Source organism: Bacillota bacterium (assembly GCA_036504675.1).
GTDB lineage: Bacteria > Bacillota > Sulfobacillia > JAJYWN01 > JAJZPE01 > DASXUT01.
Map to the genome: position 1 here is coordinate 1 of DASXUT010000134.1, position 18,100 is coordinate 18,100.

General features: G+C 66.9%; 18 protein-coding genes. 2 read left to right on the forward strand and 16 right to left on the reverse strand.

The window, feature by feature from the left end:
• Together VGL40_09220 and VGL40_09225 are read right to left on the reverse strand one after the other, a co-directional pair.
• Window positions 1-808: alpha/beta hydrolase (locus VGL40_09220; GenBank protein ID HEY3315436.1), on the reverse strand; the 808-nt coding region annotated here is incomplete at its 3' end.
• Window positions 805-2,229 carry an NAD(P)/FAD-dependent oxidoreductase gene (locus tag VGL40_09225; protein HEY3315437.1) on the reverse strand — a complete coding sequence of 475 codons (1,425 nt, stop codon included), beginning with the start codon at window positions 2,227-2,229 and terminating at the stop codon, window positions 805-807. The genes VGL40_09225 and VGL40_09220, both read right to left, overlap by 4 nt.
• Before the next feature lie 148 nt (window positions 2,230-2,377).
• Here VGL40_09225 and VGL40_09230 point away from each other — a divergent pair, with 148 nt between their 5' ends.
• Window positions 2,378-2,758 carry a DUF1540 domain-containing protein gene (locus VGL40_09230; protein ID HEY3315438.1) on the forward strand — a complete coding sequence of 127 codons (381 nt, stop codon included), beginning with the start codon at window positions 2,378-2,380 and terminating at the stop codon, window positions 2,756-2,758.
• 58 nt (window positions 2,759-2,816) lie between these two features.
• Window positions 2,817-3,176 carry a DUF2512 family protein gene (locus tag VGL40_09235; GenBank protein HEY3315439.1) on the forward strand — a complete coding sequence of 120 codons (360 nt, stop codon included), beginning with the start codon at window positions 2,817-2,819 and terminating at the stop codon, window positions 3,174-3,176.
• 123 nt (window positions 3,177-3,299) lie between these two features.
• On the opposite strand, the gene VGL40_09240 is transcribed toward VGL40_09235, so the two are convergent.
• From VGL40_09240 to VGL40_09305, 14 genes are all read right to left on the reverse strand, one after another.
• A complete protein-coding gene (locus VGL40_09240; GenBank protein HEY3315440.1) occupies window positions 3,300-5,639 on the reverse strand; it encodes a DNA translocase FtsK in 2,340 nt (779 codons plus the stop codon).
• Window positions 5,640-5,695: 56 nt separating this feature from the next.
• Complete coding sequence (locus VGL40_09245; protein ID HEY3315441.1) at window positions 5,696-6,493, reverse strand: undecaprenyl-diphosphate phosphatase; 798 nt, start codon at window positions 6,491-6,493, stop codon at window positions 5,696-5,698.
• Window positions 6,494-6,511: 18 nt separating this feature from the next.
• A complete protein-coding gene (locus tag VGL40_09250; protein ID HEY3315442.1) occupies window positions 6,512-6,724 on the reverse strand; it encodes a YlzJ-like family protein in 213 nt (70 codons plus the stop codon).
• A complete protein-coding gene (locus tag VGL40_09255; GenBank protein HEY3315443.1) occupies window positions 6,721-7,614 on the reverse strand; it encodes an ATP-dependent Clp protease proteolytic subunit in 894 nt (297 codons plus the stop codon). The genes VGL40_09250 and VGL40_09255 overlap by 4 nt, the downstream gene beginning before the upstream one ends.
• Window positions 7,615-7,808: 194 nt before the next feature.
• Complete coding sequence (locus VGL40_09260; protein HEY3315444.1) at window positions 7,809-9,482, reverse strand: ribonuclease J; 1,674 nt, start codon at window positions 9,480-9,482, stop codon at window positions 7,809-7,811.
• Between the two features lie 260 nt (window positions 9,483-9,742).
• A complete protein-coding gene (gene dapA, locus VGL40_09265) occupies window positions 9,743-10,630 on the reverse strand; it encodes a 4-hydroxy-tetrahydrodipicolinate synthase (GenBank protein HEY3315445.1) in 888 nt (295 codons plus the stop codon).
• Between the two features lie 59 nt (window positions 10,631-10,689).
• A complete protein-coding gene (gene dapG / locus VGL40_09270; GenBank protein HEY3315446.1) occupies window positions 10,690-11,913 on the reverse strand; it encodes an aspartate kinase in 1,224 nt (407 codons plus the stop codon).
• Window positions 11,914-11,928: 15 nt separating this feature from the next.
• Window positions 11,929-12,948 carry an aspartate-semialdehyde dehydrogenase gene (locus VGL40_09275; protein ID HEY3315447.1) on the reverse strand — a complete coding sequence of 340 codons (1,020 nt, stop codon included), beginning with the start codon at window positions 12,946-12,948 and terminating at the stop codon, window positions 11,929-11,931.
• Window positions 12,949-13,029: 81 nt separating this feature from the next.
• Window positions 13,030-13,626 carry a dipicolinate synthase subunit B gene (locus VGL40_09280; protein HEY3315448.1) on the reverse strand — a complete coding sequence of 199 codons (597 nt, stop codon included), beginning with the start codon at window positions 13,624-13,626 and terminating at the stop codon, window positions 13,030-13,032.
• A gap of 17 nt (window positions 13,627-13,643) precedes the next feature.
• Complete coding sequence (gene dpsA, locus VGL40_09285) at window positions 13,644-14,549, reverse strand: dipicolinate synthase subunit DpsA (protein ID HEY3315449.1); 906 nt, start codon at window positions 14,547-14,549, stop codon at window positions 13,644-13,646.
• A 93-nt stretch (window positions 14,550-14,642) separates the two neighbouring features.
• A complete protein-coding gene (gene dapB / locus VGL40_09290) occupies window positions 14,643-15,422 on the reverse strand; it encodes a 4-hydroxy-tetrahydrodipicolinate reductase (GenBank protein HEY3315450.1) in 780 nt (259 codons plus the stop codon).
• A 232-nt stretch (window positions 15,423-15,654) separates the two neighbouring features.
• Window positions 15,655-16,254 (reverse strand): hypothetical protein, encoded by a 600-nt coding sequence (locus VGL40_09295; GenBank protein HEY3315451.1) that lies wholly within the window; start codon window positions 16,252-16,254, stop codon window positions 15,655-15,657.
• A gap of 85 nt (window positions 16,255-16,339) precedes the next feature.
• A complete protein-coding gene (dut, locus tag VGL40_09300) occupies window positions 16,340-16,876 on the reverse strand; it encodes a dUTP diphosphatase (protein HEY3315452.1) in 537 nt (178 codons plus the stop codon).
• Window positions 16,873-18,100, reverse strand: a 1,228-nt coding sequence (locus tag VGL40_09305; protein ID HEY3315453.1) for a pitrilysin family protein, incomplete at its 5' end; no start/stop codon positions are given. The genes dut and VGL40_09305, both read right to left, overlap by 4 nt.

Consider the following 18,100-nt stretch of genomic DNA (forward strand, 5'->3'; position numbering starts at 1 on the left):
GGAGCTCGTGGAAGAACCCGTTGTACAGCTTGAGGCTCTTGTCCTTGGACCCGCACCGCTGGTAGAAGTACTCCGTTGCGGAGGCGTCGGTGAGTACGTCGGCCGTCCCCTGGATGAGCAGGATCGGACGGTCGAAGTGCCTGGCACCCTTGGCCACCCTGGCCATGGCTTCGTTCAAAGCCAGGAACCAGCCGGCCGAGACGACCCTGACGACCAGCGGGTCGGCCTCGTAGGCCCGCCCGATTTCGGGGTTACGGGCCAGGACTGCCGGGGGGATCTCGTTGCGCTGGCTGAAGGTGGGAGCCAGACGCCCGGCCACCTTGGCCAGGAGCAGCTTCGACGGCGCCACCTTGACCTTGAGTCTCACCGCCGGAGCCGAGGCGATGACGGCCACCGCGCCCGTCCGCTTCTCGACCGCATAAAGCAGGACCAGAAGGCCGCCCATGCTGTGGCCGTAGGCCACCACCGGGACCCCCGGATTCTCCCGATGGGCCAGGTCGATCAAGGCCTCGTAGTCGTCGAGGTAGTCCGAGAAGCTCCCCACGTGGGCTCGGCGCCCCGAGGACTGGCCGAAGCCCCGCAGGTCGAGGGCGTAAACCGGGATCCCCCGGCCGGCAAAGCGCCGGCCGAAGGCAACGTATCGGCCGGAGTGCTCGCCGACCCCATGACAGATCGCCAGGATCACGGGAGGACGGACCGGAGTCTCAGTTCCCTGAGCCGCCGGGGCGAATCGGCGATAGAAGAGGTCGACACCGGCCCCCGTCTGGAAACGTCCCTCTGTCTCGAGCACCGCCGCCTTCTCGCTCATCGGGTAACCTCCTTCGTCCGCCCGGCGAAGAGGTATCCACCGGGCCCGTTCTTGTGGACCTCGATCGGCTCGACTCCCAGCTCACGGGCCAGGATCTCGACCACCCGGGGCCCGCAGAAGGCGCCTTGGCAACGCCCCATCCCGGCTCGGGTTCGCTGCTTCACCCCATCCAAGGTGCAGGCCCCGAAGGGGGCGTGGATGGCCGCCACCACGTCCGCCTCGGTGACCCCCTCACAACGGCAGACGATCCGAGCCCCGCCGCCCAGGCTGGCCCGAGCCCCGGGGGCTCTCCCCTCTCCCCTTCCGGCGGCCGGGTCAAGCCCGGTGACCAATCGAGCGATCTCGTCGGCGATGGCCGGCGAAGCCGAGAGCCCCGGCGAGGCCACCCCGGCCGCGTTGACCAGTCCCGGCACCTCCGGCGCCGGGGCGATGGCGAAGTCGCCGCCGTGGGCCACCGCGCGGGTCCCGGCGAAGGTCGTGATCACCCGGTCCAGGGGCAGGCTCGGCACCAAGCAGACAGCCCCGCGGACGACCTCGTCCAGACCGGCCGCGGTGACTGGGTTGGCCTCGTCCGGCCGCGTCAGATCGGCCGCGTTGGGCCCGAGGAGCAGGTTTCCGTGGACCGTGGGAACCACCAGAATCCCCTTGGAGGTCGCTGTCGGCACCGGATAGAGAACCCTCCGCACCATCCCACAGATGTCCCGGTCGAGGAGGAGATACTCGCCGACCCGCCCGGTGACGGTGAGCCCCGGTTGGCCGGCCAAGGCGGCGACGCGTCCGGCGTCGAGTCCGGCGGCGTTGACCACCCTCCGGGCGAGCACCGTCCCCCGGGCCGTGGTCAACTCAAAACCGCCGTCAGACCGCCGGCTCACGGCCGTTACTTCGGCCTCGCGCCAGGCCACCGCCCCGCCGGCCAGGGCTGCCCCGATGGCGGCCACGGCGGCTTCGAAGGGGGAGGTGACGGCCGTGTCCGGCGAGTGGAGAGCGGCCACCACCTCCGGACTGACTGCCGGCTCCCGAGCGAGGACCTCTTCTCGGCCCCAGATGGCCAGGCCCGATAGCCCAAGGCCCCGCCCCCGCTCGAGGTACATCTCGAGGGCCCGGAGCTGAGCGCGGTCGAAGGCCAACATCAGCGAGCCGCAACGGTTGAAGGGGAAACCGAGGTCCGACGCCAATGACGCGAAGCGACGCGCTCCCGCCAGCCCCAACTTGGCTTTGGCCGTCCCGGGCTCCGGGTCATAGCCCGGGTGGACTATCCCGCTGTTGGCCTTGGTCGCCCCTGACGGGTCCACGCCGCGTTCAAGGATGATTACCCGCCGATTCAACCCGGCCAGGGCTCGGGCGGTCATCGCTCCGACGATTCCTGCCCCGATGATGGCGACATCGTAGATCGGCGATGGCGTTGACGGTGAATGGCCCAAATCCTCGCTCCTCCCGATAGGAGACTAATACGCCGCGTTCGTCCCCGCTCCTCCAGGCCCGGGCCGGCCGAGCCCGAGGCGGCGGAATATCCATCCGCGGCAGGGGACAAGATACGCCCAGAAAACCAGGAAAGGCGGGATTTGCCAAATGCCAAACCCCGAGGTCAAGTGCTCTGTCGATACATGTGCCCATTGGCTGCCCGGAGAAGTCTGCGGGGCGGGGAACATCGACATCCTCGACCGCCAAGCGAAGAACGCCGACGACACCAAGTGCAAGACCTTTTACCTGAGGAGCAGCGTCGCCAATGCGATTGGGGCGCTCGACAACATCAACTGGTCGGGGGCGATCCGCGAACCGTTCCAGGAGGGCCTCCAGCTCACCCCTTCGGTGACCTGTGTCGTCGAGGGCTGTGCCTACTGGTCTTCCGGCGATCACTGCGACGCGCGGAGCATCCGGGTCACCGGCGACGACGCCAATCAGTGCGAAGAGACCGATTGCCAGACCTTCGAGTCCAAAGGGGGCCGATGACGGCTACCACCGACGATCGGGCTGACCGTTTCCAGGCTGGGGGATAGGGAGTGGTTCCATGCGCCATGTGACCGCCTTGATCATCAAGTTCCTGATGCTTGGCCTGGTCGCCCTGATCGCCCTGCCGCTTCTGGCAAAGGTCACGGCGATGCAGGCGATCGGCTTGGCGGTGGCCCTCACGGTCATCGCCTACATCCTCGACGATCTACTCATCCTGCCGGCCTTCGGGAACGGAGTGGCCACCGTCGCCGACGTCGTCCTGGCCTTCCTGACCCTGTGGGCGGCCAACTTCGTCGTCCGGACGCTGGCCATCGGCTTCTGGGCGGCGGCCATCACGGCCGTAATCATCGGGGTGGGCGAGTACTTCTTCCACACCTGGCTTCAACGGGCCAACGTCGTTAGAACGAAGCAACCGTAAGGCTCCGCCGGCGAAAGCGCTTCCCGGCAGAGACTCAGACGAGGCGGGTCCGCGGCGACCCGCCTCTTCTCCTTCTCTGGGTTGACTTCCGATGATTCGGGCATCAACCTTGGCCGCCGAGAGTCATCGTTCGCCGTCGAAGATCCGTCGCATCTGGTCCGGGGTGATCAGCACTTCCCGCGGCTTCGAACCCCCGAACCGGCCGACGACCCCCCGCAGTTCCATGACGTCGATGAGGCGGGCCGCCCGGCTGTAGCCAACCCGGAAGCGCCGCTGGATCATGGAGATCGAGGCCACTCCGCTCTCCACGACCAGCCGGACGGCGTCCTTGAACAGCGGGTCGTCTTCAAAGGTCGGCTCGGTCCCGGTCTCCGCCTGGACGGTCAGGACTCCTTCCTCGAATTGCGGTTCGGCCTGACTCTTGACGAAGGCCACCAGGGCCTCCACTTCCCTGTCGCTGATCAGGGCACCCTGAGCCCGAATCGCCCGACCTTGTCCGACCGGCAGGTAGAGCATGTCGCCGCGGCCGAGGAGTTTCTCCGCCCCGCCCTCGTCGAGGATGGTCCGCGAATCGACTTGCGAAGACACGGCAAAGGCGATTCGTGAGGGGATGTTGGCCTTGATGACGCCGGTGATGACGTCGACCGACGGCCGCTGGGTGGCCACGATCAGGTGGATCCCGGCCGCCCGGGCCATCTGGGCCAAGCGGAAGATGGACTCCTCGACTTCGGCCGGGGCGACGACCATCAGGTCGGCCAACTCGTCGATGATGACGACGATGAAGGGCAGCTTGGGCTGAGTCCCGTCGCCCTTGTCCTCGACCAGTTGGTTATACCGGTCGATATCCCGGATGCTGCTGCCGGCCAGGGCGAAGAGCTCGTAGCGCCGCTCCATCTCCCGAACCACCCAGCGCAGGGCGGTGGCCGCCTTCTTCGGGTCGGTGACCACCGGCGACAGGAGGTGCGGGATGCCGCTGAAGATGGATAGTTCGACCACCTTTGGGTCGATCATCAGGAACTTGACCTCGTCCGGCCGGGACTTGAAGAGCAGGCTCGAGACGATGGTATTGATGCAGACGCTCTTACCGGAACCGGTGGTCCCGGCGATCAGCAGGTGGACCATGCGCTCGAGGTTGCCGACGATGGCCCGTCCGGCGATGTCCTTCCCGAGGACGATCGTCAGCCTGGAGGCCGCGGCCCGGAAGTCATCGGCCTCGAGGACCTCGCGCAGAAGGACCTTGGCGACCTCCCGGTTGGGGACTTCGATGCCCACGGCGGCCTTGCCGGGAATCGGCGCCTGGATCCTCACGTAGTGGGCGGCCAGGGCCAGGGCCAGGTCATCCTCGAGGCTGGCGATCTGACGAACCTTGACTCCCGGGGCCGGCTGCAGCTCAAAACGAGTGATCGCCGGCCCGCGACTCGTCCCAATGACCTTGGCCTTGACGCCGAAGCTTTCCAGGGTGTCTTCGATCACCTTGGCCTTGTCCGTCTGCTCCCGCTGGTCGCGGCGAACTCGCTGGGAGCCGCGGTCGAGGATGGACAGAGAGGGAAGCTGATAATGCAACGGCAGGGGGATGTGGACTTGCTCGAAGGCCCCCTCCGGGAAGTCGTCGACCACCTCGGACCGCGGCGGCGGGCTGGCCGACAAGGTTAGCGCCGAAGCCGACCCGGCGCTCGCGCTCGCCCCGCCCCCCCGCGACGGAGTGGTCGCCCCCGCCCCGGTGGTCTGGACGGCGTTCCAACCGGCCGCGGCTTCTTCCTCGCCCTTGGCCGGTCCCTCCGGCTGGATCGCCTCGGCCTCAGCGGCCTCGGCGGTCCCGGACGGGCCCGCGCCCTCCCCCGCCCGCCCCCTGGTCCTGCGCCGTCCGGCATCGAGCTTCTCTCCCTCCTCCTCAGCCAGGAAGAGGAACTCCCGGAGCTCGGCCACCAGACCGCGGCCGAAGTCGACGGACCAGAGTCTCAACCTGGCCGCCACCTTGGCCAGCCCCGGACCGGCCGCCAGAATCGCCCCGAGAAGGGCCATTGTGATCAGCAAGAGGAGGCGGCCGACCGGTCCGAAGCCCTTGACCAACAGCCAGCTGAGAGCCCCACCGATGAGGCCGCCACCCAAGCCGCGCAGGCCGTAGACGAACTCTCCGCCCAGCGGTACGCGAAGGTGCAGCAGAGCCACCGCGGCCAGGGCCAATAGGGCGGCCCCGACCCCCTGCCTGGTGAACAGGGTGTCCTCCTTGACCACCAGAAGGCTGACCCCGTAGGCGCAGGACAACAGCGGAAACAGAAAGGCCGCGCCGCCCAAGGCGGCGTCGAGGGCCTTGGCCAAGATCCCTCCGACGGCGCCGGCAGCCGGGCTGTATAGGGAGAACAAAGAAAGAAGCCCCAGGGCGCAGAAGAGAACCCCGAGAACTTCGTAACGAAGCGGATTCTTGGTACGGGCCTCATCGGTCGAAGGAGCCGAACCGGGCATTGGCGAGGATCACCTCGCCCAATGATTCTTCGCCCGACGTCCGTTTCCCTCTCGCCCTAACGAACCAGCAACTTCCAAAGGACGACGGCGGCGCCGGCGACCCAGCAGTAGTAGGCGAAGACGCTGATCCGGCCTCGGCGCACGACGGCGATCAGCCACCGGATGGCCAGATAGCCGAAAACGAAGGAGAGTCCAGTCCCCCAAAGGGCGCCGGGCACATCGAGGCCCACTCCGCCGCCCCGGAAGGTCTCCCTCAGATCGAGCAGGCCCGCCCCGAAGACGGCCGGTACTGACAGGAGGAACGAGAAATCGGCCGCCAGCTTCGGCTTGAGCCCGCGCCAGAGCCCGCCGGCGATGGTCGACCCGGAGCGCGAGATCCCTGGGAGGATGGCCACGGCCTGAAAGAGCCCGACCCAGAGGGCATCGCCGGCGGTCATCGCTTCGACCCCGCGCCGCCCCTGCCGGAGTCGCCCCGACCAGTACAGGATGAAACCGGTGATGATGAGCATGACCCCGGCCATCAGGGTCGAGGAGAAGGCTTTCTCGATCACGGACTTCAGGGCCAGGCCGAGGAGGGCCGCGGGGACGCTGCCGAGGACGACGAACCAACCGAGGCGCCCGTCGCGGCGTCCGGTGAACATCCCGACGACCATCCTGACGAGTTCGCGGAAGTAAACCACCAGTACCGCCAAGAGCGTCCCCAGGTGCAGGAAGATGGCCAGGCTCATGGTCGGCTGACCGACGCCGAGGAGGTCATTCAGGATGACCAGGTGAGCGGAACTCGAGACCGGCAGGAACTCAGTCAGTCCCTGGACCACCCCGAGGATGGCGATCCGCCAGTTGGCGAAGGACAAAGAAGATACCTCCAAGCATCAGGGGAGCCGGATCAGGGCGCCCGGAGCCCACTCGGGCTTGAGGTAATCATAAGGTTCGCCGCTGATCAACCGGACGATCCGGCCGACCCCCGCCCCGGCTTCCTCGACCAGCAGGATGGCTTCGCCCACCCTGACCTCTCGCGGTCTTGGTCCGCCGGCCAAGAAGCCGTCGAGGACGGCCTCGAGGGGCATCGGGGTCCACATGATCATATCGGCACCCCCCCAGGCAGGGTGGGCGGCGACGGTTCCGCCCCCGACGGGCCGCGCAGCCTTGGCGGCCCCGGCGGGATCGGTGGGGGCGGGGCTTCACCGCGCGGCTTGGCCCGTCTCCCCCGCCGGTGGCGGATCAACTCCTGGACCTTGGCCACGGCTTCGGCGATCCCGCCGACGTCGTCGATCAGGCCGATCTTCACCGCATCCTTCCCCACCAGCACGGTACCGATGTCACGGGCCAGTTCGCCGGTGCGGAACATCAACTCGCGGTACTTGGCCTCGCTGATCCGGGAATTGGCCACTACGAATTTTACCACTCGGTCCTGCATCTTGTCGAGGTACTCATAGGTCTGGGGGACGCCGATGACCAGCCCGGAGAGCCGGATCGGGTGGATGGTCATGGTCGCCGTGTGGGCGATGAAGGAATGGTCGACGGCCACGGCGATGGGTACGCCGATGCTGTGACCGCCGCCGAGGACCAGGGAAACCGAGGGTTTGGACAGCGAGGCCATCATCTCGGCCAAGGCCAGACCAGCTTCCACGTCGCCACCGACGGTGTTCAGGATCACCAGTACGCCTTCGATCTCCGGGTTCAGTTCGGCCGCCACCAGCTGTGGGATGATATGCTCGTATCGGGTCGTCTTATTCTGCGGCGGCAGCGTCAAATGACCCTCGATCTGACCGATGATTGTCAGGACGTGAATGTTCGATTTGTTGACCGGGGCCTCGGTCGTCCCGAGGGCCTCGATGCTCTCCACGGTGGCCGACTTGCGCTGTTTCTTCTCTTGGGCCTTGTGCTCTTTGGGCCGCCCCTGCCGGCCGGCGGGCGGTCCACCCGGGCGCCTGCCGGGGACGTGCGGTTCGATGGTCGGTCCAGGCTGCTCCAACCGGATCATCCTTTCTTCGGGGTCAACCTCTAGTATGATGAAGGGTTGGGGAATTAATGCCCGAGACCGGACGGACCGCGGGACCAGGCCGGGCCGGGCCGGGCCGGCGCCGGCTGTCGGAAGAGACGATGGCGGCCAAAAAAGGAGCCGCCGGTCTAAGCCGGCGACTCGCCGTGCTCTAGCCGCCTTTGAGTTCAGACGTCCATGACGATAGGTAAGATCATCGGGCGTCGCCGGGTCCTCTCGTACAGCAGCTTTCCGAGGGCTTCGCGAACGTTGGCCTTGATCACCGACCACTCTGGGATCGGGGTGCCGGCCTTCTGGGTCAGGACCTCGCGGACCTTGGCCTTGGCCTCCTCGATCAGAGCTTCGGACTCCCGCACATAGACGAATCCGCGGGTGACGATGTCCGGACCGGCCGCCAGCAGATTGTTCTGGCGGTCGATGGTGAGGACGACGATCAGGATGCCGTCCTGGGCCAGTTGCTTGCGGTCGCGCAGGACGATGGTGCCGACGTCGCCCACGCCCAGCCCGTCCACGAGGACGTTGCCGGCCGTGACCTTGCCGGCCGTCCGCCCGCGATCGGCGGTGAACTCGAAGATGGTCCCGTTGTCGCCGACGAAGATGTGGTCCCTGGGGATGCCGACCTCTTCCGCCAACTCGGCGTGGCGGACCATGTGCCGGTACTCGCCGTGGACTGGGATGAAGAACTTCGGCCGGATCAGGTTGAGCATCAGCTTGAGGTCCTCCCGGCTGGCGTGGCCGGACACGTGGATGCCCGAACCCTGGCCATAGACGACCTGTGCTCCCCGGCGCATCAAGTGGTCGACCGTCCGCCCGACCATCTTCTCGTTGCCTGGGATGGGCGTGGCGGCGATGATCACCGTATCGCCACGCTGGATTTCGACCTTGCGATGGTCGTTGTTGGCAATGCGGGTGAGGGCGGACAAAGGCTCGCCTTGACTGCCGGTGGTCAGGATGACGACCCTCTCCGGCGGCAGTCGGTTGGCCTCCTCGATGGTCACCAGGACGCCCGGCGGGGTTTCCAGGTACTCCAGTTCGGAGGCGATGCTGATGACGTTCTCCAGGCTCCGCCCGGTGACCGCCACCTTTCTCGCCTCTCTGGCCGCCGCATCGATGACCTGTTGAATGCGGTGGACGTTGGAGGCAAAGGTGGCCACCAGGACCCGGTCCTTGGAGACGCGGAAGATGTCATCGAGGACCCTACCGACGCCCCGTTCCGAAGCCGTATGGCCTGGGCGTTCGGCGCCGGTGCTGTCGGACAGGAGGACCAGGACCCCTTCATCCCCGAGTTCGGCCAGCTTATGCAGGTCGGCCGTCCGACCATCGACGGGAGTCTGATCAAACTTGAAGTCGCCGGTGTGGACGACCAGGCCGACGGGGGTGTGAAGGGCCAGACCGACGGCATCGGGGATGCTGTGGTTGACCAGGAAGAAATCAACCTTGATCCCGCCGACCCAGACCGACTCCCCCGGCTTCACCACCCGGGAGCCCGGATGCAGCTCGACGGCGTGCTCCTCAATCTTCCCTCGGACGAGGCCCAAGGTCAGTTTGGTCGCGTAGACCGGCACGTTGAGTCTCGGGAGCAGGTAGGGCAAAGCGCCGATGTGATCCTCATGGCCGTGGGTCAGGATGATGCCCTTGACCCTTTCCGCGTTGTCTACGAGATAGCTCAGGTCGGGGATCACGATGTCGATTCCGAGCATCTCCTCCTCGGGGAAGGTCAGACCGGCGTCGATGACCAGGATCTCCTCATCGATCTCGACGGCCAGCATGTTCTTTCCGATCTCGCCCAACCCGCCGAGCGGGATGAGGCTGATCTTTGGTTGGCGCGGTTTCTCTCGCAATGTGGATTCACCCCCTTGTCAATGGTAATCAAAAAAAGACTGCCCACGGGGGCAGGGATTGCCTTCCCAAGCGAGGTTACGGATGATGATCGGACCTTATAATTATACCCCATGAGGCCTGGAGACTCAAGGGCGCTAACGGTTCGACGGCGGCGCCGCGCTTCGGTGCCGTCCGGGGCCTCCGGTGGCTCGGCCGGCCGCGGACTTCGAAGGCCGCGGCCTGGGCCGCGGCCTGAAGGTGGGCTCGGAACGAAGCCATCCTAGACGGCCAGGAGTCCCAGGTCGCCCATGGCCTTACGGACCGCCTCGACCTCTTTCGTACCGGCCTCGACCAGGGGCAGTCGACAGCTCCCGGCGTCGAAACCGGCCAGGCGCAAAGCCGCCTTGACCGGAATCGGGTTGGTCGTCACAAAGCAAGCCTTGAACAGCGGCATCAGGCGGATGTGGGCGTCCCGGGCTTCGGCCACGCGGCCGGCCAGGTAGGCCTCGACCATCGCCCGAATCTGCTTCCCGGCCACGTGCGAGGCGACGCTGACGATGCCCCGGCCGCCGACGGCCAGGATCGGCAGGGTCAGGCTGTCATCACCGCTGAGGATCTGAAAGCCCGGCTCGGCCGCCCGGGCGATTTCCGAGGCCTGGTCGAGGGCACCGCTGGCCTCCTTGACGCCCTGGATGTTGGCGATCTTCGACAGCCTGACCAATGTCTCCGGAAGGATGTTGACACTGGTCCGTCCGGGGACGTTGTAGATCAGGATGGGCAGGCTCGTCTCCCCGGCGATGGCGGCAAAGTGCTGATACAGCCCTTCCTGCGGGGGCTTGTTGTAGTACGGCGCGACCAGCATGACCGCCTTTGCGCCGATCTTCTCGGCCGCCTTCGTCAGGGCGATGGAGTCGCTGGTGGAGTTGGAGCCGGTGTTGGCCACGACCACCGCCCGATCGCCGACCGCTCCGACCACCGTCTCGAATAGCTCGAGCTTCTCCTCCTTGCTCAAGACGGGACCCTCGCCGGTCGTCCCGGCCACGACCACCCCGTCGGAACCGTTTTCGATGAGCCGCTTGGCCAGGTCCGCCGCCTTGCGGAAGTCCACCGAAAGGTCCCGGGCGAACGGGGTCACCATGGCCGTCAGCACTTTCCCGAAATCCAGCACGCTGTTCTCCTCCTTGATGGCCGGGCGGAGCGACCCCCAAGAGCCCCCTCCGCCCCCGGTCAGTCTCCCAGTCCGAACTGCTCGTGCAGGGCCCTCACGGCCTTCTCCATGTCGGCCTGGTCGAGCAGGCAGGAGATGGTCAGGTGCGAGTCCGATGTCTGCAGGATCCTCACCCCGGCCTCGGCCAGACCCTTGACCACGTTGGCCATGACCCCGGGCACGCCTCGCATCCCCGTGCCGACCACGGAGACTTTGGCGCAGCCGCGCCGCAAGGAGATCGCCAGATCCATCTCGGCCAGGACCGTTCGGGCCCTTTCGGCCAGGTCTTCCTTGACGATGAAGGAAATCCGTTCGGGTGACACGTTGATCAAGTCGACGCTGATCCCGGTCTGGGCCAGGGCGCTGAAGATCCGCAGCGGGTCGACGCCCGCCCCGTCGGGTGGGACGTCCAGGCGGATCTGGGCCATCCCTGGCATCTGGGTCACGCCGGTGATCACCTTGGCGGCGTGAAGGCTTGGCCAGACCTCATCGTCATAAGGTACGGCGGTGATCAGCGTACCCATCGACTGGCTGAAGGTCGAGCGAACCCTCAGCGGAATGCTCCTGGCCATGGCGATCTCGACCGCCGCCGGGTGGACGACCTTGGCCCCTTCGTGGGCCATCTGGCTGATCTCGTGATAGGTTATCTGTTCGATGGTCTTGGCCCCGGGGACGATCCGCGGGTCGGCCGTCTTGACCCCTTCGACGTCGGTATAGATCTCGACGACCTCAGCCCGGAGAGCCACGCCGAGGGCCGCGGCCGTGGTATCGCTCCCGCCCCGTCCGAGGGTGGTGATCTCCCCGTCCTCGGTGATCCCCTGGAACCCGGCGACCACGGCCACCTTGCCGTCCTCGAGGGCCTGCAGGATGCGGGTCGGATTGAATTTGGTGATGGTCGCTCCGGTGTGGACATGGTCGGTGAAGATGCCGGCCTGACCTCCGGTGAAGGCGCAGGCCTCGAGGCCCCGTCCCCGCAGCGTGTTGACCATCATGACCGAGGAGATGATCTCCCCACACGAAGCAATCAGATCCTGCTCCCTCGGGCTGGCCGGCAGGCCGGCCGTCTCAGGGAGCCGGAGCAAGGTATCAGTGGCGTAGGGGTCACCGGCCCGGCCCATCGCCGAGACCACCACCGCCGGACGGAACCCCTGGCCGATGGCCTCGAGGATGTGGCCGACCGCCGCGTCGCGCTGCTCCGGCGTGGATACCGAGGTGCCCCCGAATTTCTGAACGACGATCCGCATGGTCTCTCCCCTTGCTTATTTCGGCAGGTGACCGCGAGCGACGAGGGTCTCGGCGATCTGGACGGCGTTGGTGGCCGCCCCCTTGCGCAGGTTATCGGAGACGATCCAGAGGTTGAGCCCGTGCGGAATGGAGAAGTCCTTCCTAATCCGGCCGACGAAGACCTCATCCCGACCGGCCGCGTCGACCGGCAACGGGTAGCCGTTCCTGGCCGGGTCGTCGGCGACGACCACCCCCGCCGCCGAGTTCAAGATCCGCCTGGCTTCATCCGGCCCGAGGTCATCTTCGAACTCGATATTGACCGATTCGGCGTGGCCGACGTAGGTCGGCACGCGGGCCGTGGTCGCGGTGATGGCCAGTCCGGGAAGGCCCATGATCTTCCTGGTCTCCTGGATCATCTTGGTCTCTTCACCGGTGTACCCTTCCGGGTCGAACTTGTCGATGTGCGGGAGGACGTTGAAGGCGATCTGGTGCGGGTAGACCTCACCCTTGACCGGGTGCCCGTCTAGGACCGCCCGGCTCTGGGCGGTGAGCTCCTCGACCGCCTCTCGGCCCGTCCCCGAGACGGACTGGTAGGTCGAGACGACCACCCGCCTGACCGCCCGCCGTCGGCAGAGCGGGGCCAAGACCATCACGAACTGGATGGTCGAGCAGTTGGGGCTGGCGATGATCCCCTGATGCCCATCGAGGGCGTCCGGGTTGACTTCCGGGACGACCAGCGGCACCCCGGGGGTCATCCGAAACACGGACGATTTATCGATCACCACCGCTCCCCGCTTGACGGCCTCGGGGGCCAGCTCTTGGCTGGCCGCCGCGGTGGCGGCGAAGAAAGCCACGTCAACGTGATCGAACCGATCCGGGCGGGCCTCCTCAACGGTGCGGGAGCGCCCGCGGAACTCGAACGCCTGGCCGGCTGAGCGGGCGGTGGCCATCAGGGTCAGGTCGCCCACCGGAAAGTCACGCTCCGCCAGGATTTTCAGGATCTTCTGGCCGACCAAGCCGGCCGCCCCAAGGACCGCTACGTTTAGACTGCGCATTTCTGAGCTACCTCCACAGCCGCCCGAAGAAGGGCCGGTCGCCGGCGCAGGCCGTGATGGCCCCGCGACCGGCCTCCCCGGTCATGCTTGGCGCCGCCACTCCCTCAGGACCGGCTGAAGTTGAGTCCCGCGGAGGGCCGCTTCCACCGTCTCGATCAGGAGGTCGAGATGGGAGTCAATAGAGGTCGGCTTCTCCTGTGGGTTGTCTTGACCGAAGGGGACGAAGTAGACGTTCTTGGCGTTCAGCATGATGCCAAGGTTCTTGGCGTTCAAACCGAGGGCGTCGTTGGACGACAGGCTTAGGATGACGGGCCGGCCGTTGCGGAGGGTGGCCTTGACGGCCATCGTCACCGGCCCGTCGGTGATCCCGTTGGCCAGCTTGGCCAGGGTGTTGCCGGTGCAGGGAGCAACGACGATCGCATCCAGCAGTCGTTTCGGGCCGATAGGCTCGGCCGCCACCACCGATGCCAGAGGGCTGTGTCCGGTGATCTCACGGAGCCTGGCGACCCAATCTTTGCCCCGTCCGAAGCGGGTGTCGCTCTGGGCCACCGCCGCCGAGACCAGGGGGATGACCTCAGCCCCGGCCTTCGTCAGCGCCTCGATGGGCTTCATGACCCGTTCAAGAGTGCAGTGGGAACCGGTGATCGCGAAACCGATCCGCTTTTCTTCCAGGCCCATGATGACCTCCCCTTAGGCTATCGCGACGAAACCTCTTGTTCGAGTTCGTCGGCGATGAGCTCCAAAAGGACGGTCGCCACAATCTCCCCCGCCGTCTTCGGGGCCACCTTCCCGGGTAGGCCCGGGGCCAGGATGGCCTTGAGTCCGAGCTCCCTGGCGGCCACGAAGTCCGTGCCGCCGGGCGGCGAAGCCAGGTCGACAATGAGCGTGCCCTTCTTCACCCGCGACAGCATCCCGGCCCCGAGGACCATGGCCGGCACGGTATTGAAGATGACCTCGGCCCGACCGACCTCGTCGGCCGTCGCCCCGAAGGGCACCGGACGGCAACCGAGCTCGTAGACTCGAGCCAGGTCGGCCGATTTCCGAGCGGCCACGGCCGTCTCCATGTCCAGGGCTTTCAGCTTCCGGGCCAAGCTCTTGCCGACCCGGCCGAAGCCGAGGATCAAGGCGCGGGAACCGTGGAGAGTCACCGGCAGTTCGCCCATGGCAAGCTGGATGGCTCCCTCAGCCGTCGGAATCGCGTTATAGACGGCAAAGTCGTCCCGGTCACGAATCTCAACGACCTTGAACCGGTACCTTGCCGCCGCCTGCATCAGGGCCAGGTTCGCTTTGCCGATGAAGAAGAGGGCGCCGGACTTGACCCGGCAGAGGACATCCTCGGTGAGGGTCAGCGGGTTGACGGCGAACCGGGCCCGCAGGGTGTTGTCATCGTCGATCCCTTGCACCGGACCGACGAGGACGTCCTTGTCGGAGACGGCCTCGGCCAGGTTCGGCACGGGGATCGCCCCGGCCAGGGCCTCTCCCATGGGCAATCCGATGACGCTGACCGGAGCCCCCAGGCGCAGGAAGGTCTGGGCCACCACGACCTCACGGTCGTCCCCGCCCAAGACAGCCATGTGCAAGCGAGACCAATCGACGGCCACGTCGTGCTCCCCCCAACCGAAGTAGGTCTAGGCGTCCGTCCCTACCCTACCAGTATATGAGGGGCTGCCAGGGGGTGCGATTGGTCGAATGACCTAGGAAGGAGCTTCCATCCGGAGGATGGTCTCGAGGTCGGTGACCAGGCCGGTCAAGCCCCGGACCACCCGGACGGCCTTCATCAGGCCAGGCATGAAGCCCTGTCGTGACAGGCTGTCGTGCCTCAGGGTAAGGGTCTCGCCCGGGCCGCCGAAGATGATCTCGTGGTGGGCCACCAATCCCGGAAGGCGGACACTGTGGATGGGTGTGGTGGAGAGCGGCTCGGCTTTCGCGGCCCCCGGCGGGGGCCCGTCGATGGCCGCCCGAAGCCGCAGGGCCGTCCCGGAGGGCGCGTCCACCTTCGTCTGGTGGTGCAATTCAATGATCTCAGCCCCGGCAAAATAGGCCGCCGCCTCGCGGGCGAAGCGGCCAAGGAGCATGGCACCCACGGAGAAGTTGGGACAGATGACCGCCCCGAGACCGAGCCGCCGGCAGCGGAAGTCGATCTTGTCCAGCTCTCCGAGGGTAAGCCCGGTGGTCCCGACGACCGGTCGGACCCCGTGGGCAATGGCCGCGTCGATGTGTCCGCGAGCTGCCTCGGCCCGGGTGAAATCGATGACCACGTCCACCTTGGTCGCGGCCAGGAGGTCAGGCAGCGAGGGGACGATCGCCAGCCCCAGTCCGGGCCGACCGATGACCGGTCCGAAATCCTCCCCGACGCGCTCGCGGTCGACCGCCGCCACCAACTGCATGTCCGACTGATCGAGAACGGCCCGGGCGGTCTCGGCGCCCATCTTCCCACAGGCGCCGGTCACCGCCACGCGGACCCTTTGATTCATTCTGACGTGCGACCTCCCTCCGGTGTTCCCGCCCGCCTCCGGCCCGACCCCCTAAAGCGTTGAGGGGTCACCGGCCAGAAACTCTCGGTGGCCCCTCCCACAGTCTCGTCTGGAAAACCCTGGGCCAGGCCGGAATCCTTGCCACCAGCATAGCCCCTGCGGCCGGCCAGGTCAACAGAAAAATGCGGCCCCCGGAAGGCACCGCACTTTTCCCGCTCGCAACGGCGATCGGTCAGTGGGTCTCGACGTCGGTGGCCCCGTTCTGCCGGAAGATGAGCGCCGCCTCGTTGACCTTCTGCTCGTCGGCCTTGACCATGGCCAGGATGTTGCCCTCCTTGACCTGCTGCTCATACTTGTGGCTGGATTCCTCGGGAATACCGTAGTCGACCAGGCCGCCGGCCACGCCGCCGGTGACGGCGCCAGTCAGCGCCCCGGCGATGGGTCCTGCCGCCAGGAGCGGCCCGATCCCCGGGATGGCCAGCGCCCCGGCCCCGGCTAGGAGCCCAGCCACGCCGCCGATGACCCCGCCGGTGGTGACCCCCTCACTGACGTCCTCCCCGCCATAGCCCATCTCCCCGGCCCGCGAGCCGGTCGCCCCCCGGGGGCCACTCCCCTGACCTTGCGAGCTGTGCGAGGTCATCTGGCCCGAGCCCCGGCTGCTGGTCGCTCCGTGGTTGCCCTGGCTCTGCCCGCCGCCGGCCCCGTGCATCCCCTGTTGCTTGGTGACGACGTTGATCTCGCCCTTCTTGAACCCCTTCTGCTGCAGTTCATCAATGGCCTTGTCGGCTTGGTTGCGGGACTTGAATACCCCGATGACCGTCTTTTGGCCCATTCCCAATAACCTCCTAGGCTCGCGGCCGACCATTGGCGGCCGGCGGCTTTTTTGTCAAGCCTAGTCTGTGTCTGGAAAGGGCGTCCTATTCGGGCACACGACCACCTGATCGGGAAACATCATCCGGGCCGGGGCCCTGACCTGTCCCGGTATGCCCGAAACCCCCTTCGCCCCTGCTCGTCTGGTCCAGATCCTCCAGAGCGATCAGCCTGGCCCGGGTGACAGGCGCCACGACCAGCTGGGCGATGCGGTCACCCCGCCGAATGACCACCGGCTCGTCGCCCAGGTTGGCCAGAATGACCTTGATCTCGCCGCGGTAGTCCTGATCGATGGTTCCGGGGGCGTTCAGGACGCACAATCCGTGCTTGACGGCCAGGCCGCTACGGGCCCGGACCTGCCCCTCGTAGCCGGGCGGCAGACTGATGGCGAAGCCGGTCGGGATCAGGGCTCGTTTCCCGGGAGCGATGGCGGTCTCCGCGGTCACCGCCGCGGCCAGGTCCAGACCGGCAGCGGCCTGGCTCATGTAGGCCGGGAAGGGCAGGTCATCGTGGCCGGGCAGGCGCCGCACGCCGACGGGGACGTCGGCCGGGCCGATCCGGTCGATGGGGGAAGGGTCGGTCACCGATCTTCACCTCCGGTCACCGGCTCAACCGGCCCCGGGGCCCTCAGGGCCTCGACGGCCTCCTCCGGACCGATGGCCGCCAGAGCAAGGCGTTCCGAATCTAGGGCAGGGTCCGCGGCGTCGGCCACGTCATCGCGGGTGACGGCCTCGACACGGGCCATGACGGTGTCCGGGCTGACCAGCTTGCCCAGGGTCAGCTGGAGGCGCCCGAGGCGCATCATCCGGTTGGTCGTGCTCTCCAGACCCATCATCAACCCCGCCTTCAACTGCGCCCGGGCCCGTTCGAGCTCTTCCGGACGGGGGCCCTCCCGCCGAAAGCGGGTGAACTCCTCGAGAATGATCTCCAGGACCTCACGACTCTTGGCCGGGCCAACCCCGGCATAGGTCGTCAGAAGGCCGGCGTCCCGGTACGAGCTGGTGTAAGTGTAGATTGAGTAGGCCAGTCCGCGCTCCTCCCGGATCCGCTGGAAAAGGCGGGAACTGGTTCCACCGCCCATGATCGTGCTCAGGAGTTGCGAGGCGTAATAGGCCCGACTCTCCGAGGCCGCTTCGCTCGGTCCGGCCAGGCAGAGGTGGACTTGCTCGCTGTCCTTGGGCCTCAGGACCCGTCCGGGCTCCTGTTTCGGCGGTCCCTGGCGCCGGCGGGGAGAATCCCCGGTCAACCCGTCGAGACGCGCCCGGACCTCCTCCAGGACCTGGTCTTCGTCGATCCGCCCGGCGACGGCCACGACCAGGTTGTCGGGCGTGTAGCGAGCCCGATAGAGACGAGTCAGCCGGGCGCGGTCAAGGCCGCGGACTACCTCCGCCGGCCCAAGGATACTTCGACCGAGGGGATGCCCGCCCCAGGAAGCCTCGAGGACGAGGTCGTGGATGAGATCGTCGGGGGTGTCCTCATAAGAGCTGATCTCCTCGAGGACGACGTTGCGCTCCCGGTCGATGTCCTCAGGGTCGAAACGCGGGTGGGTGAGCATGTCGGTGAGGATGTCGAGGACCAGGGGAAAATGCTCGTCGAGGACCCGGGCGTAAAAACACGAGTACTCCTTGCCGGTGAAGGCGTTCAGTTGACCGCCCACGCCGTCGATGGCCTCAGCGATGTCCCTCGCGGTCCGCGTCTCGGAACCCTTGAAGAACATGTGCTCGAGGAAATGGGACAGGCCGGCCTCGGTGCCGTCTTCATCGCGCGACCCGGCCCGGACCCATATCCCCACGGCCACCGACCGGACG